At 71.0% G+C, this 26,940-nt stretch carries 28 protein-coding genes; 16 read left to right on the top strand and 12 right to left on the bottom strand.

Features of this window, described 5'->3' with window-relative positions; all coding sequences use genetic code 11:
* Positions 1 to 56 precede the first annotated feature (56 nt).
* The 4 genes from FHS38_RS09270 to FHS38_RS09285 all read right to left on the bottom strand — a co-directional run bounded on the left by FHS38_RS09270 (position 57) and on the right by FHS38_RS09285 (position 4,836).
* Complete coding sequence (locus tag FHS38_RS09270; protein ID WP_184732719.1) at positions 57 to 1,541, bottom strand: glycoside hydrolase family 3 protein; 1,485 nt, start codon at positions 1,539 to 1,541, stop codon at positions 57 to 59.
* Between the two features lie 10 nt (positions 1,542 to 1,551).
* A complete protein-coding gene (locus FHS38_RS09275) occupies positions 1,552 to 2,382 on the bottom strand; it encodes a carbohydrate ABC transporter permease (RefSeq protein ID WP_184732720.1) in 831 nt (276 codons plus the stop codon).
* Complete coding sequence (locus FHS38_RS09280) at positions 2,379 to 3,356, bottom strand: carbohydrate ABC transporter permease (RefSeq protein WP_184732721.1); 978 nt, start codon at positions 3,354 to 3,356, stop codon at positions 2,379 to 2,381. The genes FHS38_RS09275 and FHS38_RS09280 overlap by 4 nt, the downstream gene beginning before the upstream one ends.
* Positions 3,357 to 3,564: 208 nt before the next feature.
* Positions 3,565 to 4,836, bottom strand: coding sequence for an extracellular solute-binding protein (locus FHS38_RS09285; RefSeq protein WP_184732722.1), 1,272 nt, complete (start codon positions 4,834 to 4,836; stop codon positions 3,565 to 3,567).
* 241 nt (positions 4,837 to 5,077) lie between these two features.
* Between FHS38_RS09285 and FHS38_RS09290 the strand changes: the two genes are divergently transcribed.
* The 8 genes from FHS38_RS09290 (at position 5,078) to FHS38_RS09325 (ending at position 14,740) form a co-directional block, all read left to right on the top strand.
* Positions 5,078 to 5,845: a GntR family transcriptional regulator gene (locus tag FHS38_RS09290; protein ID WP_184732723.1), complete on the top strand. Its 768-nt coding sequence runs from the start codon at positions 5,078 to 5,080 to the stop codon at positions 5,843 to 5,845.
* A 256-nt stretch (positions 5,846 to 6,101) separates the two neighbouring features.
* On the top strand, positions 6,102 to 7,310 hold the full coding sequence (locus tag FHS38_RS09295; RefSeq protein WP_184732725.1) for a radical SAM protein: 1,209 nt from the start codon (positions 6,102 to 6,104) through the stop codon (positions 7,308 to 7,310).
* 108 nt (positions 7,311 to 7,418) lie between these two features.
* The gene (locus FHS38_RS09300; protein WP_184732727.1) at positions 7,419 to 9,539 is read left to right on the top strand and encodes a DegT/DnrJ/EryC1/StrS family aminotransferase; all 2,121 of its coding nucleotides are present in this window, start codon (positions 7,419 to 7,421) and stop codon (positions 9,537 to 9,539) included.
* The gene (locus FHS38_RS09305) at positions 9,536 to 10,720 is read left to right on the top strand and encodes a hypothetical protein (protein ID WP_184732729.1); all 1,185 of its coding nucleotides are present in this window, start codon (positions 9,536 to 9,538) and stop codon (positions 10,718 to 10,720) included. The genes FHS38_RS09300 and FHS38_RS09305 overlap by 4 nt, the downstream gene beginning before the upstream one ends.
* Complete coding sequence (locus tag FHS38_RS09310; RefSeq protein WP_184732730.1) at positions 10,717 to 11,811, top strand: acyl-CoA synthetase family protein; 1,095 nt, start codon at positions 10,717 to 10,719, stop codon at positions 11,809 to 11,811. The genes FHS38_RS09305 and FHS38_RS09310 overlap by 4 nt, the downstream gene beginning before the upstream one ends.
* Before the next feature lie 16 nt (positions 11,812 to 11,827).
* Complete coding sequence (locus FHS38_RS09315) at positions 11,828 to 12,685, top strand: phytanoyl-CoA dioxygenase family protein (protein ID WP_184732732.1); 858 nt, start codon at positions 11,828 to 11,830, stop codon at positions 12,683 to 12,685.
* Between the two features lie 95 nt (positions 12,686 to 12,780).
* Positions 12,781 to 13,962 (top strand): glycosyltransferase family 2 protein, encoded by a 1,182-nt coding sequence (locus FHS38_RS36030; RefSeq protein WP_184732734.1) that lies wholly within the window; start codon positions 12,781 to 12,783, stop codon positions 13,960 to 13,962.
* A 10-nt stretch (positions 13,963 to 13,972) separates the two neighbouring features.
* Entirely contained in the window at positions 13,973 to 14,740 is a 768-nt protein-coding gene (locus FHS38_RS09325; RefSeq protein ID WP_184732736.1) for a nucleotidyltransferase family protein, read from the top strand.
* Here FHS38_RS09325 and FHS38_RS09330 read toward each other — a convergent pair.
* Positions 14,727 to 15,257, bottom strand: a complete 531-nt coding sequence (locus tag FHS38_RS09330; RefSeq protein WP_184732738.1) for a GNAT family N-acetyltransferase — start codon at positions 15,255 to 15,257, stop codon at positions 14,727 to 14,729. The genes FHS38_RS09325 and FHS38_RS09330 overlap by 14 nt on opposite strands.
* A 204-nt stretch (positions 15,258 to 15,461) precedes the next feature.
* On the opposite strand from FHS38_RS09330, the gene FHS38_RS09335 reads away from it, so the two are divergent.
* Together FHS38_RS09335 and FHS38_RS09340 are read left to right on the top strand one after the other, a co-directional pair.
* Complete coding sequence (locus FHS38_RS09335) at positions 15,462 to 15,809, top strand: hypothetical protein (RefSeq protein WP_184732740.1); 348 nt, start codon at positions 15,462 to 15,464, stop codon at positions 15,807 to 15,809.
* Between the two features lie 53 nt (positions 15,810 to 15,862).
* A complete protein-coding gene (locus FHS38_RS09340; RefSeq protein WP_184732743.1) occupies positions 15,863 to 16,189 on the top strand; it encodes a hypothetical protein in 327 nt (108 codons plus the stop codon).
* Between the two features lie 64 nt (positions 16,190 to 16,253).
* Here the strand turns inward: FHS38_RS09340 and FHS38_RS09345 are convergent, their stop codons facing one another.
* Together FHS38_RS09345 and FHS38_RS09350 are read right to left on the bottom strand one after the other, a co-directional pair.
* The gene (locus tag FHS38_RS09345; protein ID WP_184732745.1) at positions 16,254 to 16,796 is read right to left on the bottom strand and encodes a hypothetical protein; all 543 of its coding nucleotides are present in this window, start codon (positions 16,794 to 16,796) and stop codon (positions 16,254 to 16,256) included.
* Between the two features lie 208 nt (positions 16,797 to 17,004).
* Entirely contained in the window at positions 17,005 to 17,223 is a 219-nt protein-coding gene (locus tag FHS38_RS09350) for a hypothetical protein (RefSeq protein WP_184732747.1), read from the bottom strand.
* Positions 17,224 to 17,393: 170 nt separating this feature from the next.
* Between FHS38_RS09350 and FHS38_RS09355 the strand changes: the two genes are divergently transcribed.
* From FHS38_RS09355 to FHS38_RS09380, 5 genes are all read left to right on the top strand, one after another.
* Positions 17,394 to 17,933, top strand: coding sequence for a flavoprotein (locus FHS38_RS09355; protein ID WP_184732749.1), 540 nt, complete (start codon positions 17,394 to 17,396; stop codon positions 17,931 to 17,933).
* Positions 17,934 to 18,161: 228 nt separating this feature from the next.
* Positions 18,162 to 19,037: a hypothetical protein gene (locus FHS38_RS09360; RefSeq protein WP_184732751.1), complete on the top strand. Its 876-nt coding sequence runs from the start codon at positions 18,162 to 18,164 to the stop codon at positions 19,035 to 19,037.
* A 574-nt stretch (positions 19,038 to 19,611) separates the two neighbouring features.
* Positions 19,612 to 20,262 carry a hypothetical protein gene (locus FHS38_RS09370; RefSeq protein WP_184732752.1) on the top strand — a complete coding sequence of 217 codons (651 nt, stop codon included), beginning with the start codon at positions 19,612 to 19,614 and terminating at the stop codon, positions 20,260 to 20,262.
* Positions 20,263 to 20,428: 166 nt separating this feature from the next.
* Positions 20,429 to 21,421, top strand: coding sequence for an efflux ABC transporter ATPase subunit, DrrA-related (locus FHS38_RS09375; RefSeq protein WP_184732754.1), 993 nt, complete (start codon positions 20,429 to 20,431; stop codon positions 21,419 to 21,421).
* A complete protein-coding gene (locus tag FHS38_RS09380) occupies positions 21,418 to 22,227 on the top strand; it encodes an ABC transporter permease (RefSeq protein ID WP_184732756.1) in 810 nt (269 codons plus the stop codon). The genes FHS38_RS09375 and FHS38_RS09380 overlap by 4 nt, the downstream gene beginning before the upstream one ends.
* A 179-nt stretch (positions 22,228 to 22,406) precedes the next feature.
* On the opposite strand, the gene FHS38_RS09385 is transcribed toward FHS38_RS09380, so the two are convergent.
* The 4 genes from FHS38_RS09385 to FHS38_RS09400 all read right to left on the bottom strand — a co-directional run bounded on the left by FHS38_RS09385 (position 22,407) and on the right by FHS38_RS09400 (position 25,321).
* Positions 22,407 to 23,237, bottom strand: a complete 831-nt coding sequence (locus tag FHS38_RS09385; RefSeq protein WP_229822309.1) for a serine hydrolase domain-containing protein — start codon at positions 23,235 to 23,237, stop codon at positions 22,407 to 22,409.
* Positions 23,238 to 23,319: 82 nt separating this feature from the next.
* Entirely contained in the window at positions 23,320 to 24,348 is a 1,029-nt protein-coding gene (locus FHS38_RS09390) for an HTTM domain-containing protein (protein WP_184732758.1), read from the bottom strand.
* Positions 24,345 to 24,956: a DUF5819 family protein gene (locus tag FHS38_RS09395; RefSeq protein WP_184732760.1), complete on the bottom strand. Its 612-nt coding sequence runs from the start codon at positions 24,954 to 24,956 to the stop codon at positions 24,345 to 24,347. The genes FHS38_RS09390 and FHS38_RS09395 overlap by 4 nt, the downstream gene beginning before the upstream one ends.
* 23 nt (positions 24,957 to 24,979) lie before the next feature.
* On the bottom strand, positions 24,980 to 25,321 hold the full coding sequence (locus FHS38_RS09400; RefSeq protein ID WP_184732762.1) for a hypothetical protein: 342 nt from the start codon (positions 25,319 to 25,321) through the stop codon (positions 24,980 to 24,982).
* 692 nt (positions 25,322 to 26,013) lie between these two features.
* On the opposite strand from FHS38_RS09400, the gene FHS38_RS09405 reads away from it, so the two are divergent.
* Entirely contained in the window at positions 26,014 to 26,370 is a 357-nt protein-coding gene (locus FHS38_RS09405) for a DUF6191 domain-containing protein (protein ID WP_184732764.1), read from the top strand.
* Here the strand turns inward: FHS38_RS09405 and FHS38_RS09410 are convergent.
* Positions 26,365 to 26,928: a hypothetical protein gene (locus tag FHS38_RS09410; protein WP_229822308.1), complete on the bottom strand. Its 564-nt coding sequence runs from the start codon at positions 26,926 to 26,928 to the stop codon at positions 26,365 to 26,367. The two genes, FHS38_RS09405 and FHS38_RS09410, sit on opposite strands and share 6 nt — an antisense overlap.
* Positions 26,929 to 26,940: the final 12 nt, after the last annotated feature.

Genomic DNA, 26,940 nt, shown 5'->3' on the forward strand with positions numbered 1-26,940 from the left:
GAAGGGGGCCTGGGGGCTCGCCCGCAGTTGCGGGAAGGGGCGGGCAGGGGAAAGCCCTACGCCCCCGCGATGACCTCCGCGGCAGCCAAGCCGCACACCCGCGCCGCACCGTGCGTCGCGATGTGCAGAGCGCCCACCGGGGGCGCCTGGTTCAGGCCCATCTCGACCACCACCGTGTCGGGCCGGGCCGCCACGAGCGCGTCCAGTGCCTCGGCCATCCACGGGTGCCGGTGCGCGTCGCGCACCACGGCGACGATCCTGCGACCCCCTGCGGCCCGCAGCACCTCCTCGATACCGGCGGCGTCCCGCCCGTACGTACCCGTCTCCGTGCCCGGCAGCAGCCGGGCCAGCTCGGCGCCGACACCCCAGGGGGTCTCGTCGCCGACGGCGATGTTCGCCAGCGGCGTGAACGCCGCGACGTAAGCCGACCCGGTGAGTGGGACATACCCCTCGGCCACGGTCACGCGCAGAGCGCGTCGCGCCGCCGTCAACCCCACCTCGGGGGCGGATCCGGTCCCCTCCTGCTCCGCACCCGCCCCCGAGGTCCAGCGCGCCAGGGCGCGCACCCGCGCGGCCGCGTCGGCGAGCCGCTCCTCGGGCAGCTCACCGGAGCGGACGGCTGCTACGAGCGCGTCGCGCAGCCGCAGCACGGTGTCCTCGTCGGCCAGCCCGCCGCCGACGCAGATCGCGTCGGCGCCCGCGGCGATGGCCATGACGCTGCCGCGGTCGATGCCGTACGTACCGGAGATGGCCCGCATCTCCATGCCGTCGGTGACGATGAGCCCGTCGAAGCCGAGGCCGCCCTCGGTGACCGGTCCGCGCAGCAGGCCGTGCAGGGCGGCCGGGCTGAGGGTGGCCGGCAGCGCGGCGTCGAGCGCGGGCAGCAGGATGTGCGCGCTCATCACGGCCTTGGTCCCGGCGGCGACGGCCGCCCGGAAGGGCACCAGCTCTCGGGCGTACAGCGTGGTGAGGTCCGCGTCTATGCGGGGCATGTCGTGGTGCGAGTCGACGGCGGTGTCGCCGTGGCCGGGGAAGTGCTTGGCGCAGGCGGCGACCCCGGCGGCCTGCATGCCCTCGATGTAGGCGGCGGTGTGCCGGGCGACCAGGTCGGGCTCGGCGCCGAAGGACCGTACGCCGATGACCGGGTTGTCCGGGTCGGAGTTGACGTCCGCGGACGGCGCCCAGTTGAGGTTGACGCCGCAGGCGGCGAGACGGCGGCCCAGTTCGTGGGCGACGGCCCGGGTCAGCGCGGTGTCGTCGACGGCGCCGAGCGCGAGGTTGCCGGGGAAGGAGGAACCGGTGCGGACCTCCAGGCGGGTGACGTCGCCGCCCTCCTCGTCGATGGCGACGAGCACGTCCGCGCGCTCGGCGCGCAGCTGCGCGGTGAGCGCGGCGAGCTGCTCGGGCGTGGCGATGTTGCGGCCGAAGAGGCCGACGGAGGCGAGCCCTTCGCCGAGCCGGCGCAGCAGCCAGTCGGGGGCCGTGGTGCCCGTGAAGCCGGGCTGCAGGACCGTGAGGGCGTCACGGGTGAGCGTGTCCATGGAAGTAGTGCTAGCCCTTCACTGCGCCGGACGTGAGGCCGCCGACCGCCTTGCGCTGGAGGATGACGAAGAGGATCAGGATCGGGACGGCGAAGAGGGAGGAGGCGGCCATCGTGGCGCCCCAGTCGTCGCCGAAGGTGGTGCGGAAGCCGGTGAGCCAGACGGGCAGCGTCTGGGCCGCGGCGTCCTTGTTGAGGATCAGGACCATCGGGAACTCGTTCCAGACGGTGATGAAGCCGAACAGCGAGGTGGCCATCAGACCCGGTGCCAGCAGCGGGAAGATGACGCGCACGAAGGCCTGGGCGCGGGTGCACCCGTCGACCATCGCGGACTCCTCCAGCTCCTTGGGCACGGCGGCGACGTAACCGCGCAGCGTCAGGACGGTGAAGGGCAGCACCATGACCGTGTAGATGGCGGTGAGCGGCACGAGGCTGTTCAGCATCTCCGCGTCGCGCACGATCATGTAGTACGCGATGACCATGACCTCCCAGGGGGCCATCTGGGCCGTCATCATCACCAGGATGAAGCTCTTGCGGCCCTTGAAGCGCATGCGGGCGACGGCGAACGACGCGAGCAGCGCGATCACCAGGGACAGCCCGACCGCGATCAGGGTGACGGCGAAGGAGTTGCCGACGAAGGTCCAGAAGCCGTCGGCGTTCACGGCCGTCTCGAAGTGTTCGAAGGTGGGGCTGGTCGGGAACCAGACCGGGGTGTCGGCGACGATGTCCTTGTTGGCCTTGAAGGCCGTCGCGAACATCCAGTAGACGGGGAACGCGAAGCCGATGAAGAGGACGACCGCCGTCGCCCCCGGCCAGACGCGACCGAGCAGCGAACGCCTCACAGCTCGTCCTCCTCTTGCTTCAGAACCAGGCGCAGGTAGTACGCGGTGAGGGCCAGCAGGATCACGATGGTGAGGATGGAGATCGCGGCACCCATCCCGAAGTGCTGGTTGCCCATGCCCTCGACGAAGGCGTAGACGGGCAGCGTCTCGGTGAGCCGGTCGGGGCCGCCCTCGCTGATCGCGAAGACCTGGGTGAACGCCTTGAAGACCCAGATGACCTCGAGGAAGGTCGTCGCGAGGAAGAACGGCTTGAGGAAGGGGAAGGTCACCGAGGTGAACTGCTTCCAGGGGCCGGCGCCGTCGAGCGAGGCCGCCTCGTACAGCTCCTTGGGGATCGTGGTCGTCGCCGCGTAGAGGTTGATCGCCACGAAGGGTATGGACTGCCAGACGATCAGCACGGTGATGACGAAGAAGGTGGAGAACTGGCCGCTGGTCCAGTTGAAGTCGGCCATGGCGTGCCAGCCCAGTGCGTCCAGGACGTGGTTGACGACACCGAAGCGCTGGTCGAAGAGCCACTGGAAGACGGTGGTGGCGGCGACGACGGGCATCGCCCAGGCGAGGACGAGCCCGAGCAAGAGCAGCAGGCGCAGCTTGGTGCCCAGCCGGGCGAGCAGCAGCCCGATCAGACAGCCCAGCGTCATGATCAGGACGACGTTGGCGCCGGTGAAGACGACCGAGCGGCCGGTGACGCGCCAGAAGTCGGCGCTGCCGAGCGCCTCCTGGTAGTTCTCGACGCCGTTCCACTCGGTGACGTGCTGGATGAGCTGGCGCGGGTTGAGGTTCTGGAACGACAGCATGCCGTTCTTCACCAGCGTCCACCCGAGCAGCAGCAGCGTCACGGCGGCGGCGGGGAGGATCAGGAGGTACGGCACGCTCTTCGCGGCCCGCTCCTGGCTGCGGCGGGGCGGCGGGGCACCGCCCTTGCTGATCCGGGGCGCGGGCTCGGCCGCCGCCTCTTTGAGCTGCGCTGACATCGTCGTCCGCCTTCTCCCCTGTCAAAACGGTGTTACGTAGGTGCGGTGGTGCGCGGTGGGACGGGGGCCCGGCGTCGGCCGGCCCCCGTCACGGACCGATCAGGTCACTGCGTCAGGTCGCTGCCGCGGGTCACTGCCGCGGGTCACTGCCGCGGGTCACTGCCGCGGGTCACTGCCGCGGGTCACTGCCGCGGGTCACTGCCGCGGGTCACTGCTTCTGGCTGAGGCGCTTGTTCATGTCGGCCTCGACCTGCTTGGCGGCGTCCTCCGGCGACTTTCCGTTCAGGACGGCCGTCATATAGGCCTTGATCGGGTTCGGCGCGTTCTCCACCTGGGCCCACTCGGGGATCAGCGGGGTGGTGCCACCGCCCTTGGCCGCGGGGGCGGCGGCCTCGGCGGCCGCGTTGCCCTTCACGTTCGGGAGCAGGGATTCCTTGTTCGGGATCGAGCCGACCTCCTTGGCCAGCGCGGCCTCGTTCTTGTCGGACAGCGCGATCTTGAGGAATTCCTTGGCGAGTTCCTGCTTCTTGCTGCCCGTGGAGATCGCGAGGTTGGAGCCGCCGAGGAAGACGCCCTCGGGCTTGTCGGCCTTCTCACCGGGGATGGTGAAGTAGCCGATCTCCTTCTCGATGGCCGGATTCGCCTTGATCGCGGTCTGCGCCTCCCAGCCCATTCCGATGAAAGCGCCGGTCTTGCCCTTGGCGAAGATGTCGGCCTGCTGCGGGGTGGCCTCGTCCTTGTCCTTGGGGGCCTTGCTGAAGGCCTGGTACTGCTTGTAGATCTCCATTGCCTTGGTGACCTTGGGGTCACCGAGGTTGGAGACGTACTTCTTGCCGTCCTTCTTCACCAGGTCCGCGCCGGTGCCGATGGTGAGGCCGTCGAAGAAGTACCAGTTCTGGCCGGGAAGGTAGAGCGGCTCGGCGTCGCCCTTCTTCTCGATGGCCTCCAGGGCCTTGAAGAAGTCGGCGCGCGTCTTCGGGACGTCCTTGATGCCCGCGTCGGCCCAGATCTTCTTGTTGTAGATCACGACACGGTTGGCGGCGTACCAGGGTGCCGCGTACTGCTTGCCCTCGAAGACGGACGGCTTGTTGAGGGACTCGGTCCAGTCCGCGCCGATCTCCTTCTTGAGGTCGGCGAGGTCCTGCAGACCACCGGTCTGGGCGTAGGAGGGGGTCTGGGTGTTGCCGATCTCGACGACGTCCGGCGGGCTGGACTCGGAGAGGGCCGTGGTCAGCTTCTGCTGGATGCCGTCCCACTTCTGGATCTTGACGTCGAGCTTGGCCCCGGTCTTCTGTTCGAACTCGGCCTGTACCGACTTCGTCCACGCAGGCGGATTCGAGCCATCCATGAACCAGACGGTCAGGCTCTTGCCCTGGGAACCGCCGGCACCCGACTCCTTGTCACCGTCGCTGGACCCACAGGCCGCAACACTCACCAACATGGCCGCGACACCCGTCGCCGCTATGAGCCCACGCTTCACAGCACTCTCCTCAAGGACCGAATGTGGTCTTTAATGGTTTAGACCAGTGCCCGCAGCTTGGCCTAGACCTTTTGGGGTGTCAAGGGTGTATAAGAGTCGCTGTCGGCTCCGTTACCGGACCGACACCTCGAGGTCGACCTGGGCGTCTCCGGGCTCCTCGGGCTCTGCCCGTGCCACGATGTGACCGCGATTTACGGAGGAGCCGGTGACGGCAGCAGGATCGGAGTCGGGAAGGCGCACCATGGTGACCGAGGGCGGTACGGCGGAGAGCGGCAACGCCGCGGGGAGCGGGCGGACGGCGCGCGTTCCCAAGTACTACCGCCTTAAACGGCATTTGCTGGAAATGACTGAAACCATGCCTCCCGGCACCCCGGTGCCGCCGGAGCGGACGCTGGCGGCGGAGTTTGACACCTCTCGGACGACGGTGCGCCAGGCGCTCCAGGAGCTGGTCGTCGAGGGCCGGCTGGAGCGCATCCAGGGCAAGGGAACGTTCGTCGCGAAGCCCAAGGTCTCCCAGGCGTTGCAACTGACCTCCTACACGGAGGACATGCGGGCCCAGGGCCTGGAGCCCACCTCGCAGCTCCTCGACGTCGGCTACGTCACCGCCGACGACCGGCTCGCCGCCCTGCTCGACATCGCGGCGGGCGGCCGCGTCCTGCGCATCGAGCGGCTGCGGCTGGCCAGCGGTGAGCCGATGGCGATCGAGACGACCCATTTGTCGGCGAAGCGCTTTCCGGCGCTGCGCCGGAGCCTGGTGAAGTACACCTCCCTCTACACGGCCCTGGCCGAGGTCTACGACGTCCGCCTCGCCGAGGCGGAGGAGACCATCGAGACCTCCCTGGCCACGCCACGCGAAGCGGGCCTGCTCGGCACGGACGTGGGCCTGCCGATGCTGATGCTCTCCCGGCACTCGCTGGACGCCCAGGGCGCGCCGGTGGAATGGGTCAGGTCGGTGTACCGGGGGGACCGGTACAAGTTCGTGGCGCGGCTTCAGCGGCCGACGGAGTAGGGGGACCGGGACCGCGCGGGGCTGGGGGTCCGGGGGTTACCCCCCGGGAAAACACAGCGTCGCGCGGCTTCAGCGGCCGACGGACTGACCCACCCGGCGCCCTTGCGCCTCATCGCAAAGACCGAACTGCCCCCTCCCCCACGAGGGGGCATTCGCGTTTTTCCGTCCGGGTCTAGACCTATTGACGCCCCCGACGCGGGCTCATAGTGTCGCCACGCCGAACCTCTGGCCTTGCGAGAGCTGCGAGAGGAACACCATGAACGACACCGCAGGCGTGCGGAGTTATGACGCGGCCGCCCCCACCAACAACCGCCCCGGACTGCCCGTGGTCAATCTCGACCGGGCGCACTCCCCACAGAAAGTCCTCGCCCACGGCGACCTGCTGCGCCGATTCGTGGAGGGTGAGGAGATCCGGCCCGTCCATATGCGCATCGGCATCATGGGCGCGTGCAATATGCGCTGCAACTTCTGCAACTTCCACTCCCCCAACGAAGAGCAGTTCTACGACCTTTTCTCCTTCAAGGACTCCATCCCGACGGAGAACGCCGTCTCCCTCATGCGCCAGTTCGCCGCCAACGACGGCCGCGCGGTGACGTTCTGCGGCAGCGGTGAGTGCACCATCCACCCGGGCTATTCCGCCATCTGCGACGCCGGGCACGAGGCGGGGCTGCGCATCGGTCTGATCACCAATGGCTCCCGGCTCGGCAGGCCGGCGCTGGCGGAGTGCGTGGCCTCCACGCACACCTGGGTGCGGATCGGGCTCAACGCGGGCACCGAGGCCACCTTCGACGAGATCACCCGCGACCGTGAGCACACCTTCACGTCCTTCCTGCGGAACGTGAGCCGGCTGCGGGAATCGGCCATCGATCCGGACTTCCGGATCGGCTTCAACTACGTGATCACCGAGCGGAACCACCGGGAGATCCTGGCCGCCGCCCGCGTGGCCCGGGAGGCCGGGGCGCACTACGTACGCTTCGAGCCGGAGTTCTACAGCGCGCTCGGGCACGAGACGATCGAGGCGGTCATGGCCGAGGTCGCCGGGGCGCTGACCGAGGCGGCGGCGCTGGCGGACGACGGCTTCGAGGTGTCGGTCCCGAAGCTCGACCGGGGGCCGATGGACCAGGTCGAGGCCGTCGAGGGCGACTTCGACCGCTGTCACTACAGCCGCTTCGTGACCGCCGTCGGCGCCGACGGTCATCTCTACCCGTGCCCCCAGGTCCATCTCAACAGCCGCTACCGCATCGGCAATGTGATCGACGACGGCTACGCCGAGGTGCTGGAGGGCGGCCCGCGGGCCGAGTGGGAGGCCTCCAACCCGCTCCGGACGGACCTGTGCAAGTCCTGCTTCTACCGCCCGCAGAACGAGCTGCTCGAACTGCTGCGGCGCGGCCGGATCCGGCTGGACGACGCGCTCGCCTCGTACGCGGTCGAGGTGCCCAGCACCCTGCACGCCGACTTCGTCTGACGCCGGGCGGGGCACGCCTCGCTCACGGCCCTGCGTCATCGGTCCCGCGCATTCGGGCAGAGCGCGCCCTACCGCCGACGACGTACCTCCTCCACCGCGAAGGGCTCCATGCAGATCCATCGATTACGTCAACTTCTCTCCGTGGAGCGGGCACTGGGGCCCGCCCCCGGCAAGGCGGCCGGGGTCGACGGGTTCACCGCGTGGTCCCGGCGCGTACGGGACGTCGTGGACCGGCTGGCGCGCGCCGAGCGCGGACCGGTCGCGGCGACGAGCGAGGGTCCGCCGGAGGCGGTGGACGGGCTGGTCCGGGAGAGGCTGCTGTTCGACAGCCCGGCCCGGGGCCGGTTCCGGGCCACCGCGCTGGCCCCCGCCGGGAGCGGGCCGCTGCCCGCCGTGCTCGTCGTCGGCGGCAAGAACGCCCGGCTGGGCCAACTGACCGGCGAGGAACCGCCCGACCACCCGGACCGCAACGTCGCCGAGCACCTGGCGCGCTCCGGCTTCCTCACCCTCGCCGTCGACCACGGCATCGGCGGCGGCCTCGACCCGGACCGGCTCGCCGGACGGGACGAGGGAACGGTCCTGGCGCACGCCTTCGCGCTGCGCGGCCATTCGCTGCTGGGCGCCCTGCTCGGCGACGCCCTCGCCGCCCTCGACCGGCTGCGCGCCCACCCCCGGGCCGCGCCCGGGCGCACCGGGATCTTCGGGCACAGCCTCGGCGGAGCCGTGGCCCTGCACACGGCCCTCCTGACGGGCGGGCCGACGCCCGTCTGCGTGGCCGGTCACCTCGGCAGCTACCCCGCGCTCTTCGCCCGGCTGCTGACCGGCTTCGAGGGGGCGGTGCTGCCGGGCATCCTGGAGTACGCCGACCTGCCCGAACTGCTCGGCGCCCTGGCTCCCGCCCCGCTCCAGTTGCAGTTCGGGCTGCGCGACCCCTACCTCGACCCCGCCGACGCCCGCGAGGCCGCCCGAACGGTCCGTCGCGCGTACACCGCCGCCGGTGCGGCGGATCTGCTGGACGTGCTGGAGCTCGACATGGGCCACGGCACCGACCGGGAGAGCGCGGCCGCGTTCTTCGCCCGCGCCCTCGCCGCGCCCGTCACCCCCGCCACGCCGGTGCCCGCGCAGCGCGTCCGCTTCACGGCGGACGAGCGGCGGACGATCGCGGACCGGGTGGACGACGCCCTGGCCTCCGGGGTGCTCACGCAGGGCCCGCAGGTGACGCGGTTCGAGGCGCTGGCCCGCACCTGGACCGACGGCCGGGACACCGTCGCCCTCTCCTCGGGCACCGCCGCCCTGGAGATCGCGCTGCGCATCCTGGACGTCGCCGGCCGTACCGTCCTCGTCCCGGTCAACACCTTCTTCGCCACCGCCGCCGCTGCCGTCCGGGCCGGGGCGCGGGTGGGCTTCGTGGATGTGGAACTCGACGGGCTCGGCATGGACCCCGACGCCCTGCGGGCGGCGCTCGCGGCGGCCGGTCCGGTCGCCGCCGTCGTGCCGGTCCACATCGGCGGTGTCGTCTCGCCCGCCCTCGAACCGCTCCTGGAGGAGTGCCGTGCGCGCGGCGTCCCCGTGCTGGAGGACGCCGCGCACGCCTTCGGCAGCACGCTGCACGGGCGGGCGGCCGGGGCCTTCGGGCGCTTCGGCGCGTTCTCCTTCTTCCCGACGAAGGTGGCCACCAGCGCCGAGGGCGGTCTGCTGACGGGCGCCGGGCCCGAGGACCTGGAGAGCGCGCGGCGCTGGCGCGACCACGGCAAGAGCGCCCGGGGCTCCACCCTGCACGACCGGCCCGGCGGCAACTGGCGGCTGAGCGAACTGCACGCGGCGGTCGGCACGGTCGACCTGGAGCGCTTCGCCCCGGCCCTCGCCGCCCGCCGGGCCCTGGCCGCCCGCTACGACGAACTCCTCGTCGGCGTCCCGGGTTTGCGCCCGTACGTCCCGCCCAAGGCGTCGGAGAGCAACTTCTACAAATACCTCGCCTATCTGGACGATCCCGTGGACCGGGAGCGGCTCAAGGCCGGGCTGCGGGAGCGGCACGGCGTGGCCCTGGCGGGCGAGGTCTACGACACGTTGCTCTGCGACCAGCCGTTCTTCCGCGAGCGGGGTCACGGGGCGGCCTTCCCGCGGGCCCGCTGGTTCGCCGAGCGGCACGTCGCGCTGCCGCTCTACCCCACGCTGACGGAGGCCGAGCAGATCAGGGTGGCGGCCGCGCTGCGGAGCGAGCTGTCGTGAACGCGCGCACGGCAGTGCTGCCCGCCTTCCGCCGGGCGGGCTGGCACACCTCGGCGGACACGCTCCGGCTGCCCGGCCCGCCCGCCGAACTGGCGCTGGTGCCCGAGGTCGTGGCGGCGGCCGACCGGCGCTGGTGGGAGGCGGAGGCCCTCGCGCACGAAGCGGAGTTCCGCCCCGCCGACCGGCGGCGACTGCTGGCCCGCGCGCTGGACCTGTTCACGGACGGCACGGTGACCATCGGCGGTTCCCTGGTCCAGGGCCCGGCGGAGTTCCGCGCGGCGATGTGGGCGACGGCGGGTGTCCCGGCCGCGCTCGTGGACCGCTGGTGCGGGCTGCTGCGCGAGGCGGTGCCCGACGCCGGGGTGCCGGACGACGCGCTGTCCCTGGTGTCGCTGCCGGGCAACACCTTCTCCTGCCTGGAGTCCGTGCTGTCCGAGGCGGCCCGTAGCGCGGCGGTCTGGGTGCGCCCCAGTCGCCGCGAACCCTTTTCCGCCGCCCGTCTCGTGGCGGCTCTGCTGGCGGTCGGCTGGCCCGCGTGGCGGCTCGGCCTCTACCCCACCGAGCGGCGGACGCTGCGCGGTCTCGTCCGGCTCACGGATCGTCAGATCGTCTACGGGGGCGCCGATCTGGCGGCTTCCGTGCGCGGCGCGCCGCGACTGACCGTCCACGGCCCGGGGCGCGGCTGCGCGCTCGTACCGCCGGGGACGTCCGTCCCCGAGGCCGTGGCGTGGCTGCTGCCGCTGGTCGCGGGTGACGGGGGCCGGTTCTGCGGCAATGTCCGGACGGTCGTGTGTCCGGGGCCGGGGGCGGACACCCTGGCCGTCGCCCTGGCCGAGGCGCTCGACGCCCTCCCCACCGGTCCCGCCGCCCCCTGGCCGCTGACCGCCTGCCGCCCGCCCGGCGAGGCCGAGCGGGCGGCCCGGGGCGTGCGGGAGCGGCTGCGCCCGGGCGACCGGCTGCTGACCCGGCGCCCGCCGACGGCCCGGACCGGCGCCGCCGGCTCGGACGTGTACGCCCTGCCCGCCCTCGCGCTGCTGGCGTCCGACGACCCCGGCCACCCGCTGGTGGGACACGAGGTGCCCTTCCCGTTCGCGGCCGTGGTGCCCGCGTCGCCCGCCGGGGCCGAGGCCATCGCCGCCGGCTCGCTGTTCGTCCACAGGCCCCCGGAGGGACCGGCATGACCACCGACCTCTTCGCGACGATGTGCGAGCGCGTGCCCGAGCTGCGGATCGGGCTCGACGCGTGGACGCGGCGGATGATGCGCTGGCACTTCTCCCCCGCGACCGGCTCGCCGTTCTGGGTCTCCCGCCGCTCCGGCCTGGGCTTCGACCCGCTCACCGACGTCGACGGGTTCGCGGCTCTCGCGCTCTTCGGTCTGTTCGACAAGGCGGAGCTACGGGCCGCGAGCGCCCGGGAGCTGCTGCCGCGCGGGTACCGGGACCGCCCGTTCCGCGTCTTCGAGACCGGTGGCACCACCGGGCCGCCGTGCCGGGTCGTCAACGTCTCCCGGCTCGCGTACGACGTGGTGGTCTACCGCGCGATGCTGGAGGCCCGGGGCGTGGCGGGCGGTGACGTCCTCGCGATGACGCCCTCCGGGCCGCACGCGTACGGGCACTTCGTGGAGGGGCTCGCCGACAGCTGGCGCGGGGCCGTCTTCGCCGTCGACTTCGACCCCCGGTGGGTGAAGGCGGAGATCAGGGCGCACGGCGAGGCCGACGCGTACACCGATCACCTCGTGGCGCAGACGGAGGCGCTGCTGACCGCCGAGCGGCCCACCCTGCTCTTCACCACCGCGCAACTGCTGCTGGCCCTCGCCATGCGGCTGCCGAAGCCGATCGACGCGTACGGGCTGCGGGCGGTGTGCACGGGCGGTACGTCCTGCACGGCGGCCGAGGCGCGGTTCCTGCGGAAGGAGCAGCTGCGGGGCGTGCAGTGGATCGACACCTACGGCAACACGCTGGTCGGGCACGCCCTCCAGGCGGACGGGCCGGAGCCGGGGAGCCACTCGTACCACCTTCCGCCGCCGTTCGCCGTGATGACGGTCGTCGACCCCGACGACCCGTGGCGGGAGGTGGCCGTCGGCGGGCGGGGCCGGGTGCGGGTGACGACGCTGCTGGAGGACCTGTTCCTGCCGAACCTGCTGGAGCGGGACAGCGCGGTCAGGACCGGCCCCCACCCGTGGTTCCCGTGGGACGGCGTCGCGGCCGTCCGCCCCTGGGCGTCGGGGGCGGGCGGAGGGGACGGGGAGGGCGCCGTCGAAGGCGTCTACTGAACGGGGGAGAAACACCATGACGACGCTGTCTTCGAACGGCCTTCCGCTCTCCTTCGACGAGGAGCTGTTCACACCGCTGCGGGACAGTACGGAGCTGCGGTCCCGGCCGTCCTCGTTACGGGCCCGGCTGCGTGCGGACGGTTGTCTGTATCTGCGCGGGGTGCTGGCGCGGGAGGACGTACTGCGGTTGCGCGAGGCGTACTTCGCGTCCTGCGATCCGGTGCTGCTCGCCCCCGGGACGACCCACCGCGAGGGAGTCTTCTCCGGCCGGGTGCCGCCGGGGCTGCCCGCGCACGGTGTCCCCGGTCATCCGGCGCACGCGTTCGTCCGCACGGAAACGTTTCACCGCTTCCTGGCCGACCCGGCGCTGTCCGCCCTCGCGGAGACCCTGCTGGGCGGTCCGGTACAGATGCTCCCCCGCCGGATCCTGCGCCACTTCCACCGGGGCTCGCGCCTCGCCTCCCGCGCCCACGTCGACCGCGACTACATGGACCGGGGCTCGGACCGGGTGCTGACCATGTGGATACCGGTGGGCGACTGCCCGCCCGCCACCGGCGGCCTGGTCTACCTGGAGGGCTCCCACACGCTGCCGCCCGCCGCGTACGCACCGCTGCGGGCGACGGGCGACCGCCCCGGCGACCGTCGGCCGATCAGCCACGACCTGACCACGACGGCCCGTGCGCTGGGCCGCCGTTGGATGTGGGCGGACTACGCGGCGGGGGACGTCATGGTCCACCTGCCGCACATCATCCACGCCTCCCTGGACACGACGACGGACGCGATGCGGCTGTCGGTGGACGCCCGGTTCGTGCGGTGTGGCGACACGCCGGATCCGCGCTGGCTGCGGGCGTGGTCGGGGGACGACGGGGCGTGAGGCTTGAATGGGACCGACGCCGTTGCCCTTCTGAACACGCCTGAATTCAAACCCCTTTCGTCTTCGTATTTCGTCTTCGTCGAAGGAGTTCGTACGTGCCGAGCAGGACCCTTGCCGAGCGACTGACGGCGTACGCCGTGCTGGCCCACGACCCGGCGGTCCCGGGGATCGCCGCCGACTACTGGGAGCTGAGCGAGCCGCACTACCGGGCGGTCGACGCGCTGCTCGCCGGTTTCCTGGCGGACCGGCCGGACGCGGCGCGGCCGTACAAGGACCTGGTCGCCGATCCGACCGCGCTCGCGCCGCAGCTCGAACTGCGGCGGCGCCTCGCGCGGTCGCTGGCGGCGGGCGGGGAGGAGCGGGCCCGGCTCGCGGCGGCGGTCGAGGAGGCGGACCGGCACATCTGGATCGACTACCACCTGGGGGAGGGTGACGGCGTGGCCCCGGACGAGGCACCGGCGGTGGGGACGGGCACGGTCTCCGGCCCCGCCGTGGCCCACATCGTCATCCCCTTCCGGGACCGCGACGCCGACGGCCTGCGCACCCGTAACCTCCTCGCCTGTCTGCGCGCCCTCGCCGACCAGGGCCCGGGCCCCGCGCATCACGTCACGGTGGTCGAGACGGACGACCGCCCGCGCTCGCGCGCACTGCTGGAACCGCTCGTGGACGCGTACGTCTTCGCGGAGAATCCGGGGCTGTTCAACAAGTCCTGGGCGGTGAACGTCGGCGCCCGCACCGTCCCGGACTCCGTCCCGTACCTGTGCGTCCTGGACGCCGACATCCTCGTGGACCGGTCCTTCGTCCGCCGCAACGTCGACCGGATCGCCACCGGCGCGCACGGCACGCACCTGCCGTTCCGCTGGTCGCTGTCCCTGGACGAGCCGTCCAGCCTGCGGGCCATCCACGCCCGTACGGTCGCCGGCCTGCCCGACGTACCGGAGAGCACACTGCGCGGCCTGCTCCTGCGGGAGCCGCCGGGCGGCTGCGTCTGGGTCCGCACCGAGGTCTTCCACCGCGTCGGCGGCTTCGACGAGCGCTACGAGGGCTGGGGCGGCGAGGACGACGACGTCATCGCCCGTCTCACGGCCGCCGCCGGGGTCGTCCGCTTCGAGGACCCGCTGCTGCACCTGAACCATCCGCGCCCGCAGATGACGCGGGAGGGGGCGCCGTTCAACGCCCACATCGAGCCGCTGAGCTGGACGGCGGCGACGGGCTACGGGGATCCGTCGGCGTTCGCCGGCCGAAAAGATCTGCACCCGGGCGGCCACCCCGCCTAGTCTCCGGTCCATGCAGGCACACGATGACGAATCCTTCCTCGCCCACGTCACGAAGCGACTCGCGGCGTTGCCGGGTGTGCACGCGGTCGCCCTGGGGGGCTCGCGGGCCACGGGAACGCACGGGCCCGACAGCGATTGGGACTTCGCCGTCTACTACCGGGGCGCGTTCGATCCCGAGGACGTGCGCGCACTCGGCTGGCCGGGCGAGGTCTCGGAGATCGGTGGGTGGGGCGGCGGGGTGTTCAACGGCGGTGCCTGGCTGCAGGTCGACGGCCGGCGCATCGACGTGCACTACCGGGACCTGGACGACGTCGAACACCACCTCGCCGAGGCCCGGGAGGGCCGCTTCCGCGTCGAGCGGTTGCTGTGCCACCTGGCGGGCATCCCGACCTACATCGTCCTCGCGGAGCTGGCCGTCAACCGGGTGCTCCACGGGGTGCTGCCGCGTCCCGAGTACCCCGAGGCCCTGACGCGGCAGGCCCCGGAGCGCTGGTGGGGCGACGCCCGGCTCACCCTCGCCTACGCCCGTTCCGCCCACGCCGAACGCGGACACCTCGTCGACACCGCCGGGGCGATCGCCACGGCCGCCTGCCAGGCGGCACACGCGGTGCTGGCGGCGAAGGGCGAGTGGGTCACCAATGAGAAGCGGCTGTTGGAGCGGGCGGGGCTCCGGGGCCTCGACCGTGTGCTCGGCGGCCTGGCGCCCCAGCCGGAAGCTCTGACGAAGGCGGTCGACGAGGCGACGGCGCTGCTGGAGAAGGCCGTCAGGGCTTCCTGAGCCGGTACACGACGTTCGGGCGCAGCGGCCCTTCGGGGAAGTCGAGGTCGTCGAAGTCGTAGGCGGGTTCCCGGGTCATGCCGATCCGGTCCATCACCGCCTGGGAGCGGACGTTGGTGGCGGTCGTCACCGCGAGGATCTCGGCGAGCCCGAGCGTCTCGAAGCCGAACGCCAGGACGGCCCGGGCGGCCTCGGTGGCGTACCCGTGCCCCCAGGCCGGGCGGGCGAGCCGCCAGCCGATCTCCACTCCGGTGAACGGCGTGCCGTCCTCCACGTCGTCGAGGCCGGCGAAGCCGATGAACTCACCGGTGGCGGTCACCTCGACGGCCCACCACCCGTAGCCCCGTTCCGCGAACTCGGCCTGGAAGGCCGCCACCGCGGCATCGGACCGCTCCCGAGTGAGGGGCCCGCCCAGGTGTTCGCGGACCTCGGGATCGGCGTTCATGGCCGCCCACGGGGCGAGGTCGGCGTCCTGCCAGGGGCGGAGCGTGAGGCGCGCGGTACGCATTTCGGTCATGGGCCCCAGGAGACGCGAGCGGTGGCGGAAACGTCCACCCGATTTCGGGCACTGGCTCGTCTTATGAGGCAGGAATGGCCGGTTCTTCCATAGTGGGATGGTTCGGACTCCGGTGGGATGTGAGCCGTACGGGGGTTCGACATGGGCCCCTGTCATGTGCGCTGACCGTTTGGTGACCAACGAAGCGACTTTCGAGGAGTCCCTGTGGGCCGCTCGTCCGCGTTACGTCTGCGTTCCACCGCCGTGGCCCTTGCCGCCTCGGCGTGTCTCATCGGAGGTGTCACCGCCGCCCAGGCGGCTCCGGCCGGAGCCGAAGCCGTCCCGGCAGGTGGCCTGAACCAGGAGCTCGTCGCGCCTGAGGTGAGGACGTTCACCGGCAGCGGGTCCGGCACCTCGCCGTCCCAGGCGGTGGACGGCGCGGTCCGGATGGCCCACACGTTCGCCCAGTCGGCCGGTTGGCAGGCGAACCAGTGCCACGTCCGCGCCACCGACGTCAGATCGGTCGGCGGTGGCGTGTACGCCGCGGTCGCCAGCTTGTTCTGCCAGCGCTGAATCACACCGCTTTCCACGCTTTCCACGCTTTCCACCATGAGGGGGATACCGACATGACCTCGATGCTCATCCGGAGTGGGGCTGCCATTGTTCTCGCGGGCCTCGCCGTGCTCGCGCCGACCGTCGCGCACGCCGACGCAGGCGTGCACGCGGGCGCCGGCGTGCGCGCCGACGCCGGCGTGCAGGAGACGCGGGTGTTCACGGGCTTCGCGTACGAGAACAGCCCCAAGGAAGCGAAGCGGGAAGCCGAGAAGAGGGCCCGCCAGAACGCGCTGATCAGCGGATTCCTCAACGAGCAGTGCGTGCTGCTCTACGCCAACTCCTCCCGGCTCGCCCCCGGGTACTACGCGGGCGACGCCGCGATCAACTGCACCCGCTGATCGGCTGAACCTCCCGCTGAGGCGAACCGATGCATGCGCCTCAGCGGGGCTCACCGCGCCCTGGCTAAAGCCAGCTGACGCGGGCGTCGGTGACCGGCTCGTCACCGGCCGGCTGCCTGCCGAGTTCACCGGCCCGTACCCCGGCCAGCAGCCGGCTGACGCCGTCCATGATCTCCGGGACGGCACGCCGCAGAGCGGCCGCGTCCGTCGCCCCGGCGTCCTCGCGGGCCGCACCCGCCTCGGCGAGCACGCCGTCGAGGTCACAGAGCCGCTCGGCCAACCACCCCAGGGGGTCGGCGGACAGCTTCTCGTCGAAGACCCGCGCGCCGGGCTCCCAGCCCTGGAACCGGGGGTGGTGATGGGTCCGGTCGAAGCTTCCGGCCGGACCGGCCGCCGATTCCAGCAGGTCCACCCGCCACAGCGGTCGGTCGACCTCGATGGGCCGCGCGGAGTAGATCGACCCCTTCAGACTGCCGCGCTCGAAGAGCCGCAGCTCCAGCCGCACCCCCCGTTCGGCGCCTTCCTGCCCGGGTTCCGGGTGGGGATCGACGAAGTAGAGGTCGCTCACCACTACCCCGACCGTCTCGAAGCCGTATGCGTAGAACACGAGACCGTCCTCACGTTCGGTGGAAGTCGCATGGCCTGGCCCGGCCGTTCGCGCGGGGCGCGTTGGCTGAAGTGGCGCCGCACCGGGCCGTGTTCACGGATTTCGCACACCAACGGTACCGCCGAGGGGTACGCGCCTGGGCCTTTCCGGCGCGAGCCGCGCCACCGTCCGCCCACGGTTGGCCCGACGGCCGCGGCCCGTCACGCCGTCAGGTGATGGACCAGGAGGGCCCGTCACTGCGTCCGGCCCATAGGCGTTCCTCGTCCGGCCGTACGGTCACGCCCAGGCTGGTCAGGTCCGGCTGGGGTGCGTCGCCGTCGTCGGTGGACGGGTCGGTGGGGTCACTGGGGCGGCCGAAATCGTCGTCGGGGTTCCAGGCGCGGTCGTCGTCGTCCGGTTCCTGCTGCTGGTCGTCCTTGCGTCCCATGACGATCGTCTCCTTGGTGTTGATGGAGCAAGGTTCAGTGTTCCGTCGGCGGCAGCGGGCTGGAAGCCCACGCTTCGCCGGCGGGGATGTCCGGTGTCGACTGCCGGGGCGGCCCGGCGGGACGCGGAGGGACGGTTGCGGGCGCTGGCTGATCGCTGTGGACTGCACCGGTGACCCATCGCATTCTGTACCTGATCGCGTGCGCCGCCCCGCCCGCTCGCCGCCTCCACATCCCCATCCGATCTGCCCAGCAGGCCGGATGGGACGTCTGCGTGATCCTGACGCCCTCCGCGTACCGGTGGGCCGACGAAGACGCCGAGGGCGAGATCAAGGCCCTTACCGAGCTCACCGGCCACCCCGTCCGCTGGACGTACAAACTCCCGAGCCAGGCCGACGTCCTGCCCCCGCCCGACGCCATCCTTGTTGCTCCGCTCACCTCCAACACCCTCAACAAATGGGCCGCGGGGATCAGTGACACGCTCGCCCTGGGACTGATCACCGAGGGCATCGGTCTGGGCCTTCCCATCGTCGCCCTACCGCACTGGAACGACGCCCAAGCCGCGCACCCGGCCGTCTCCCGCAGCATCGAGACCCTGCGCGCAGCCGGAGTCACCATCCTGCTCGGCGAACACGGGTTCGCACCCCACAAACCCCGCCACGGCAATCTGGACGCCTACCCCTGGCAGGCCGCGATCGACGCCCTGCCATAAGCCGACGGACAACCTCAACGGGGGCCTGGGCACGACCTCCTGTCCAACGACGCGGCGGGGAGCGCGCCTCTACGAGTAGGCCATTACCAGAAGGGGGTCAACTGGCACTAATCCACACGGGAGTTCACCATCCGTGCGCTACGGTGGCGAAAACAAAGCGGCCCCCGGCGGTGCTACCAACACCGGCCGGAGGCCTACACCCGCGAGGACTTCGAAGGAGTCCCCAAGATGCTTCGGCATGCTATCGCTCCCGAGCGTTTCTTCACCCAGGTACCGAACGAGATCATCCGCCACCCACGCCTGTCGGCGGCAGCCGTGCGGCTGCTGACCTGGCAGTTGTCGCTCCCGGACAGCGTGAAGCAGCCGCTGTCGGAGACGGCGAGGGACGCGGGGATCAAGAAGACCGCGTTCATCAACGCCAAGCGCCAACTGATCGCGGAGGGCTACTTCCACGAGTGGCGCCACCAGAACGAGCGCGGCCGGTGGGGGACGACACAGATGGTCTCCAACGTGGTCCTCACGGATGAGGAAGCGCTGGCGTTACGCGACGGCTTCCGACCGACCGCTCCGGAACCGGCCGTCGGTGAACCGACCACCCCGTCCGTCGGCCATTACCCAACAAACACAGAGGGGAAGAAAGAGAACCCTCCCTCCCAGCCCTCCCACGTACCCGAACCGCTGATCGAGCGAGGGGGACTGATCCTCGCCTCCGTCTCCCACAAAGAACGAAGGCTCCGCCTCAACGGCCGCGACATCCAACACCTCGCCGCCCTGGCGGGCGAATGGCTCCTGCGCGGCGCAACGGCGAAGGACCTCCGTGAGGCCCTGACGGACGGGCTGCCCGACCGCGTCCACTCCCCCGCGGCCCTCGCCCGCAACCGCCTCACCCGCAAAATGCCCGAGGCCCCGCCCTTCGCGGACCCCACCCCCGCCGCCCCACAGCCACTACGCACCTGCGCGGGCACCTGCGACCGCGTGTTCCGGCCCGTCGCGGACGAGACCACATGCCGGGACTGCCGCCAGGACGATGCGGAGGCCACACAAGCGCAGAAACTGCGAGGCACCACCACGTACCCGCCCGACTCGGCCCGTCCGGCATTCTGACCGACAGCGGGGCTCCGGCCCTCGCGTTTCCCGGCCGGACACCGACAAGGCCGCATGGGCCAGTCGGGCGACTTCACGGAAACGGCAGGAGGAACGCGAGCGGGCCCGGGAATGGGTGCAGAACCAGCCCGGAGTCCATCGCAGGAGTTGACGCATGAACCGACGTTCCTCACGCAGACGGTGGGCCACCGTGGGCGTCTCCATAGCTTCGCTGGCCGCAGCCGTCACCGCTCCGGCCCAGGCGTCCGCCGTCGAGCCGCACGGCCACAAGGTCTTCACCACGGATGAGGTATGGCTACCGCCCGACGGCGCCAAGCAGTTCACCGTCTACGTGTGGGATGCCGGTGGCGGCGGTGGGGGTGGCGGGGGCGGCGGTGGTGGGGGCGGAGGCGAAGGCTCGGCTACGAAGGGGCCCGGCCAACAGAATCGGCACGGTGGTAACGGGAGTCCGGGGTCAGGCGGAGGGGGCGGGGCCGGCGGGGGCGCCGGCTCCTTGGTCACGTGCCCGCTGTCGCCCCTCGTCCCCATCGTTGACGGCCGGCCCTCCCCCGGGGACGAACAGCGTGGCCCTCTCGTGATCCATGTGGGGCGCGGCGGCAGCGGTGGCGGCCCCGGACGGCCGGGCTCCGGTGGCAAGGGCGGCATTGACTTCTTCGGGGGCGACGGCTCCCCCGGTACCGCGGGAACCCAGGCAGAGGCAGGCAACCAGGGCGGGATGACGGAGATCTCCCAGACGACCGGCAGTGGGGTGACGCTCCCTCTGATCTGGGTCGAGAGCGGTCGAGGCGGGGGCGGCGGGCACAGCGGCGGGGGCGGATACGGCGGCGACGAGGGCCACACCAACGCCCCGGCCGCCACCGCCGCCGGCCCCCAGACCTCCGTCGGCACCACCGACGGCAGTGACGGCTTCAGCGACTGCACGTCCCTCAAGGTTGGGACAGCGGGCGCGACAGGGGCCGCGCCGCCGGGGGTGGGTCTGTACGGCGGCCACGGCGGCGCCGGGGGAACCCTGGACATCGCCGCCGTCGACCTGCCCGACGGCACGCAGTACACGCCCCCGACCGGCACCGGAAGCGGCGGAGCCGGCGGCGATGGCGGCGCGGGCGGCCACGGCGGAGGCGGAGGGATCGATGCCGGCGCCGCGGGCAGCAAATCGGGCGGCAACGGCTCCCCTGGTGTCACAGGTGGCAACGGCCACGACGGTGTGGTCGTCATCGCCTGGTGAGCCCGCAGCCGTGCCGCCCACTGCCACACATGCACCGGGACCACCGGGGAGCCGCGCGGGCCCAAAGCTCAGGCCCAAGCTCGCCGCGCGGAATGTCAGTGGTGTGGGTCACAGTAGTCAGGAGACGTGGGCGCACGCGGCGGCCGCGGCATCAAGGGGACGCCCCATGGAATTCGCGATCCAGGCGGAAGGCCTGGCGAAGAGCTTCAAGGAGACCCACGCCCTGGCCGGCGTGGATCTCGCCGCCCGTACCGGCACGGTGCTCGGCCTGCTGGGTCCCAACGGCGCGGGCAAGACCACCGCAGTACGCATCTTCGCGACGCTGCTCACGCCCGACAGCGGATGGGCGCGGGTCGGCGGCCACGACGTCGTACGGGAAGCGGGCCTGGTCAGGGCCATGATCGGGCTGACCGGGCAGTACGCCGCGGTCGACGAGAAGCTGACCGGCACCGAGAATCTGCTGATGATCGGCCGACTGCTCGGCATGGGGCGGGCCGAGGCCCGGGCCCGGGCCGCCGAGCTGCTGGAGCGGTTCCATCTGGAGGAGGCGGCGGGCCGCGCCGCCAAGACGTACTCGGGCGGCATGCGGCGGCGCCTCGACCTCGCGGCGAGCCTCGTGGGCCGGCCGCAGATCCTCTTCCTCGACGAGCCGACCACCGGCCTCGACCCGCACAGCAGGGGCGAGCTGTGGGACATGCTGCGCGGCCTGGTGGCGGAGGGCGTGACGGCCCTGCTCACCACGCAGTATCTGAACGAGGCCGATCAGCTCGCCGACGAGATCGTCGTGATCGACAAGGGCCGGGTCATCGCCGAGGGCACGCCCGACCAGCTGAAGTCGCAGGTCGGCGGGCAGGTGCTGCAACTGCGGCCGGTGCACCCGGCGGATCTGACCAAGGCCCATGCGCTGGTCAGGGAGGCGGCGGGGCGCGCCAGGATCGAGGGCGAGGAGATCACCGCCCCGGTCAACGACCTGGAGCTGCTGCCGTCCGTGGTGCGCCGCCTGGACCAGGCGGCGATCCCGGTCGGCGAGCTGACGCTGCGCCGCTCCTCCCTCGACGAGGTGTTCCTCGTCCTGACGGGCCACCGCGCCGAGCCGGAGCAGCCGGAAGACGACGCCCCGGACGTGGGCGAGCAGGAAAAGGTGGGGACCCCGTCATGACCGCCGCGACCGTCACCGCACCCCTGGGCAGGAAGGGCAAGGTCCAGCCGCTGGCCGCGCTCCGGCAGACCGGCACGATGGCGTGGCGCAGCCTGGTGTCCGTCAAGCACAACCCGCTTGAGCTCGTGGACTACAGCGTCACGCCGATCATGTTCGTGTTCCTGTTCACCTATGTCTTCGGCGGGCAGATGGCGGGGACACCCCAGGCGTATCTCCAGTACGCCCTCTCGGGGATCATCGTCCAGAACACGCTGTTCATGAGCATGTACACCGCGATGTCGCTGAACACGGACCTCACCAAGGGCGTCTTCGACCGGCTGCGCAGCCTTCCTATCGCCCGCTCGGCCCCACTGTTCGGCCGGATCGCGGCGGACCTCGCCAAGCAGCTCTGGGCGATGCTGCTCATGCTCGGGCTGGGCGCCGCGCTGGGGTTCCGGATCACCGGCGGGCTGGGCGGCTTCCTGGGTGCCACCCTGATGTTGATGATCTTCGCTGCGGCGGTGGCGTGGACGGCGGTGCTGATCGGCATGCTCGCGGGCGACGTCGAGAAGGTGCAGGTCTTCGCGTTCGTGCTGATCTTCCCGCTCACGTTCACCAGCAGCGCGTTCGTCCGTGTCGACACCATGCCGGGCTGGTTGCAGGCGTGGGTGAACGTGAACCCGGTGACCCATCTGTCCGATGCCTTCCGCGGCCTGCTGCTCGGTGGCGAGGTGGCCGGGCCGGTGCTGTGGTCCCTGGTGTGGGCGGCGGGCATCGCGGCGGTCTTCATACCGCTGGCCATGCGCTCGTACCGCTCGCGCGCCTAGGGCCCGTCCGGCGGATCTTCGTCGATCGACGGGCGGTGTCCGGTGCCTGCGGTCGCAAGACGGAAGACGCCTTCGCGCCGGGCGGACTCGGCCGAGCTTCCCACAACGCGGCGAGCGCGCCTGCCGGGCGCCGCGGGTCCGCGAGGATCCGCCGGACAGGCCCCGGCGAGCAGCACGGTTCAGCCGCGCGGGAGCTGCGCCAGCAGCTGGGCCCCCATCTTGTCGGTCCGGTCGGGGGAACCACCCAGCCGGTGGATCAGCAGCCATCTGCCGTCGGGCAGCACACCGGCGAAGACCGAGGCGTTCTTGGTCGCGCCGTTGTGCCAGACGAGCCGGCCGATGGTCTGCCAGGAGGGCGCCGGCGGGCCGAGCTCGCGGTCGACGACCAGTTTGGTGACCACTTCGGCGGCGGCGCGGGGGGTGGCCCACATCCCGCCGGCGGGCATGATCGCCGTGTTCATGGTCCATGGCTTCCGCTGCCGCCCGAGCAGTCCGGTGGCGTGCAGGCGCCTCTCGGCGGGCGGATCGGCCGTGACGTCCTGGATGTTCAAGGGCGCGAGGACGTACTCGTGGATCAGCTCCGCGCAGGGTTTTCCCGCGGCGGCCGACAGCGCGGCACCGAGCACCGCGTATCCGAGGTTGGAGTATTCCTCCGACTGCCCGGCGGGGGTGGTGGTGAGCTGTTCGAGGCGTCGCAGGTGTGCGTGGAGGGCGGCGTCGTCGAAGGACAGATAGGGGTCCCTGCGGGGCAGGCCGGTGGGTTGCCCGGGCAGGCCGGAGGTGTGGTCCGCCAGGTGCCGCAAGGTGATGCCCGTACCCGACGGGACATCGAGCCAACGCTCCAACGGGTCGTCCGCGTCGAGCACTCCGGCATGGGACATGCGCATCAGTGCGGTGCCGGTGAGGACCTTGGTGAGGGAGCCGATCTGGACGAAGCGGTCGGGGTCATGACCATGGACGGCACGTGGGGGGCCGGCGCTGCTGAGGACACACATCGGCGTGCGGAACAAGGTCGGGCGTCCTTTCGGGAACGGGGTGGCGGCGTCGCGCCCGAGGGCCTGCCGCACCTGTGGCCGCTTCGGGCGGGAAGGGTCACACCTTTTCGGGGACATTCTCCTTACCCACGGCGGCAGTTGCCGCACCGGGAAGCTTTTCCGGCCGCCCCCGGCCGGGTCGTCCGTAGGACTGGAGTCGACGGACCAACGGCGCGGTTTTGGCCATGGCGACGCCGAGGGCGCCGCTCAGGAAGATGAGGTCGCAGGCCACCATGGTCAGGGCGAAACCCGTCAGCCCCATGAGAACCCCGATGGAGACGTGGAATCCGATGGATGCCACGGCGGCCCAGGGCCGCAGTTGTGGCACGAGGACGCCCAGCGGGAAGTACACGAGGAAAATCGTGGTGGAGTACGTCCCCAGGAACACCAACAGGTCGTTTTCATAGACCAGATCGGAAACTCCGGGAAGGCTGAACTCGGAGACCCTGAGGATGTAGAACAGGGCGGTTCCGTCCTGCCACATCTTCCCCTGCACCTTGCACAGGCCGCTGACCACGTACACCAGGCAGATCTGCAGGGCGATGGCGACGACGCCCAGGTTGTGCAGGGGCGCCGACAGCGACCGCAGTACCGACGGAACGCGCGATGAGACCTTCTTGGCGAAGCCGCCGGAAATGGCGAACCGGTCGTAGCAGCGGGTCAGCAGGAGCATGGGGATCACCAGGTAGGCCAGGTTGTCCCCGCCGTCGAGGAGAACGGGCTGGCGCTGGTAGACCGACCACAGGAAGACCCAGTGGACGGCCAGGCCGAGCCGGCCTCCCACTCCGAGGGTGACCGCCAGGGCGGCCAGCATTCCCGCGTGGAAGACGAACTCGAACCACGCACCGGAGTTGCTGACCGTATAGAGACTGAACGTCCCCGCCTCGTGGACCTTGCTCGTGAATTCGCCCCACGGGAGGACGCCGTCGGGGCCGAACAGATACCTTCGGTCACCGTACTGGCTCGCGTAGTACATGAAACCCACGAACCCCAGCAGGAGTCGGGTCCCGCTCACCCCGAGCACGCTGATGTGCCGGCCGGCCGCACCGTCCAGCACATCGACGAGTTTCCTCACAGCAGCACTCACAGCAGCGATCCCGCCTTCAACCACTTCAGGTCCTGGACACTGACCTTGTCCTCGGCCTTCGGGTCCTTCCGCTTGGACCAGGGCGGCAACTCCTGGACGTACACCCGGACCTGGACCTGGTCCGGCTTTCCACCGCAGACGCCGGGCATCTGCGTCAGGGAATACCTGGACAGGAACCGGACGGCTTCCTCCTGCGAGGTCTTCTCGAAGGGCATGAGCGGAATTTCCTTCTTCTTCTTTTCCTTCTCGGCCTCGCGCAGTCTGGTCAACACCGGGTCCCCGCCGTTGATCTGCTGAACGTTGCCGGTGACCAGCCGCGACATGCGGGACGGGAAGAAACGACTGTTCTGGGCCTGCTCGACGTATTTCGTCGTCACGTCGTAGTACTCGGTGGTGGAACCGTCCGCGCACTTGGCCCGGGCCAGGATGCCGCGGTTGTCGGACAGTGGATCCGGGGCGAAAAGCATCCAGTTCTGGGTGAAGTAGGGGTCGAGGTAGCCGCTGACCTTGTCCCAGTGCCGCAGCTTCACCGGGTTGAGCGGCATCTGGGAGAAGGACGCCGCGATGAAATGAAGGCCCAGAAGGGCGGCGCCGACGAGCAGCGCCACCCTCCTGGCTACAAGGTGATCCCTCACTTGTCGAAAACCGTCTCGACGGAGGCCGCTTCGGGGACGTTGGCCGAACGCACGGTGCCGACGTTGCCCGCCGCCTCCAGGGCCGCGTTGGCAACCGACGGGCAAGCCGCCTTGGCGTGGACGTAAGCCTTTCCGGCCGCCTTGCCGACAGCCTTACCGGCCTTTCCGGCGAGCTTGCCCAGGCCCCCGATCGCCTCCGGACCCTTGCCCGAGTCCTGGGCGGACACGGTCTCGACGGGCGCCACCGGAGTGGCCGAGGCCTGCGCCGACCCCTGGCTGGTGAGGACGAGCGCGGCTCCACCGAGGGCCACGCCTACCGCTGCGATTACCTTCTTCATTTTCTCTCCTTGGTCACTGCGCCACACATGGGATGAAGCGCGGGAATTCATGGCAAGAAAACTTCACTGCCGCCGGGACGAAAGGTGGCAGCATGAGTCCGCAAAGGGCGGCCCGGTCCGTTCGATGACAGACGGGGCACCGGGCCGGAAGGAACGGTGGCGACGCGTTGACGCTCGCCCCGACTTCACCCGAGAACGCGCACAGAATTACTCCGGTGCTGCACGCAAAATAATCGCCCCCGTTTTCCGCGACCCCCTTGCGGGGCCTCCTTGCGGATTACGTATGGACAGTTTCACGCGAACGTCCGTTCGTCCATGGTTGAGCAAAGGAAAGGTAACGTCGGACGCAGACCTGAAAACACCCATGCGGCAGCCGCATACCGACCGGCAGGGCGCGACCGTGTCGCGGCATCCGGGGCTCCCGCTTCCTGTCGACCTGGGGGTGTCACAGAGGGCGACCGAAGGAGGCGGCGACGTCGCGACGGAAGCTCGCCCCTGGATCCCCCGCGATCCGGCCAACTCCACCTTGATCAAGGTGACTTGATATCGCCACTCCACTTGAACACGTCAATAAATGACTGAACTCGCCTTCATGGACAGCGAGTTGCCGCCCCCCACCCCTACCGGTCGCAGGCGGCACAGCCCGAGTGGAGGGGAACTACCGTGCTACTGCCGCCCGTTCACTTCACATGGTGAGTCTGCTGACGGGTCCCGCCGTGGCCCTCTTGATCGTCATCCCGCTGTTCCTGCTGGCCGCACTGCGCAAGTGCGCCCAGCTGGCTCAGGACCGGGGCTGGTTGCCGGGCCGCCTCGCCGGGACCCGGTTCGGTTCTCGTGGCGTGGGCGCGACGGCCACGGAGGAGCTGCACGCCCTGATCTACCCGAGCAAACGCGTCCAGTTGGAACAGCGCCGGATCGAGCTGGTCCTGCGGGACGACGAAGAGGACGGTGCCCCGCCGAGGACCGGAGTGGACCTCGACGCGGGCACCGTCCGTATAGAACAGCGGGCCGTGTACGGCAGCCGGGCGGTGGAAAACCGCGGGTCATGAACCGTTGGGGCGGCAGCGGCGTACGTAGTAGGCGTAGGTCAGCACCAGGACCAGCGGGCCCCACAGCATCCCCGGGGTGATGCACACCTTCGCAAGCGTCCCCCACCAGTCGTTGGCGTACCCCGCGGGCTCCAGGCCGAAGGCGCCGAACCAGGAGAGCAGCGTCGGCGCCCAGAAGATCGTCGCGCACAGGCCGCCGATGGTGGCGATAGTGATCACGACGCGGGGCGGGAGGTGCTTGCCACCGATGACCGGGAGCCACGAGGGGGCGACCTCGCCCCAGCCGCGCACCAGGCCGAAGCAGAGCAGCGCCAGCCCTTCCGTGAGCATGCTGAGCCCGAAGACGTAGGGGGTGGACACCCACGGCGACGACGGCATCTCCCCTTCGACGTTCAGCCCCATTTCGAAGTGGAAGGCGAACGGCAGCCGCCACAGGCACTGGGGAAGCAGGAGGAGAGGGATCGCGTGGGCGGTGAGGTTCGCCCATCTCGGGACGGGCCGCTCGGTGCGGAGGGGGGTCCCGGCCGGCTCCAGTTCGCTGATCGTGGTGGTGGTCACGGGAACCAGCCT

Source organism: Streptomyces netropsis, from assembly GCF_014203545.1.
Lineage (GTDB): Bacteria > Actinomycetota > Actinomycetes > Streptomycetales > Streptomycetaceae > Streptomyces > Streptomyces netropsis.

Bases quoted from the DNA above. Each gene is read 5' to 3' on its own strand.
- FHS38_RS09380 (WP_184732756.1), top strand. From the start codon at position 21,418: ATGACCGCCGCGACCGTCACCGCACCCCTGGGCAGGAAGGGCAAGGTC.
- FHS38_RS09280 (WP_184732721.1), bottom strand. From the start codon at position 3,356: ATGTCAGCGCAGCTCAAAGAGGCGGCGGCCGAGCCCGCGCCCCGGATC.
- FHS38_RS09270 (WP_184732719.1), bottom strand. From the start codon at position 1,541: ATGGACACGCTCACCCGTGACGCCCTCACGGTCCTGCAGCCCGGCTTC.
- FHS38_RS09400 (WP_184732762.1), bottom strand. From the start codon at position 25,321: ATGAAGAAGGTAATCGCAGCGGTAGGCGTGGCCCTCGGTGGAGCCGCG.
- FHS38_RS09315 (WP_184732732.1), top strand. From the start codon at position 11,828: ATGACGACGCTGTCTTCGAACGGCCTTCCGCTCTCCTTCGACGAGGAG.
- FHS38_RS09350 (WP_184732747.1), bottom strand. From the start codon at position 17,223: ATGGGACGCAAGGACGACCAGCAGCAGGAACCGGACGACGACGACCGC.
- FHS38_RS09340 (WP_184732743.1), top strand. From the start codon at position 15,863: ATGACCTCGATGCTCATCCGGAGTGGGGCTGCCATTGTTCTCGCGGGC.
- FHS38_RS09330 (WP_184732738.1), bottom strand. From the start codon at position 15,257: ATGACCGAAATGCGTACCGCGCGCCTCACGCTCCGCCCCTGGCAGGAC.
- FHS38_RS09300 (WP_184732727.1), top strand. From the start codon at position 7,419: ATGCAGATCCATCGATTACGTCAACTTCTCTCCGTGGAGCGGGCACTG.
- FHS38_RS09290 (WP_184732723.1), top strand. From the start codon at position 5,078: ATGGTGACCGAGGGCGGTACGGCGGAGAGCGGCAACGCCGCGGGGAGC.
- FHS38_RS09360 (WP_184732751.1), top strand. From the start codon at position 18,162: ATGCTTCGGCATGCTATCGCTCCCGAGCGTTTCTTCACCCAGGTACCG.
- FHS38_RS09325 (WP_184732736.1), top strand. From the start codon at position 13,973: ATGCAGGCACACGATGACGAATCCTTCCTCGCCCACGTCACGAAGCGA.
- FHS38_RS09375 (WP_184732754.1), top strand. From the start codon at position 20,429: ATGGAATTCGCGATCCAGGCGGAAGGCCTGGCGAAGAGCTTCAAGGAG.
- FHS38_RS09295 (WP_184732725.1), top strand. From the start codon at position 6,102: ATGAACGACACCGCAGGCGTGCGGAGTTATGACGCGGCCGCCCCCACC.
- FHS38_RS09310 (WP_184732730.1), top strand. From the start codon at position 10,717: ATGACCACCGACCTCTTCGCGACGATGTGCGAGCGCGTGCCCGAGCTG.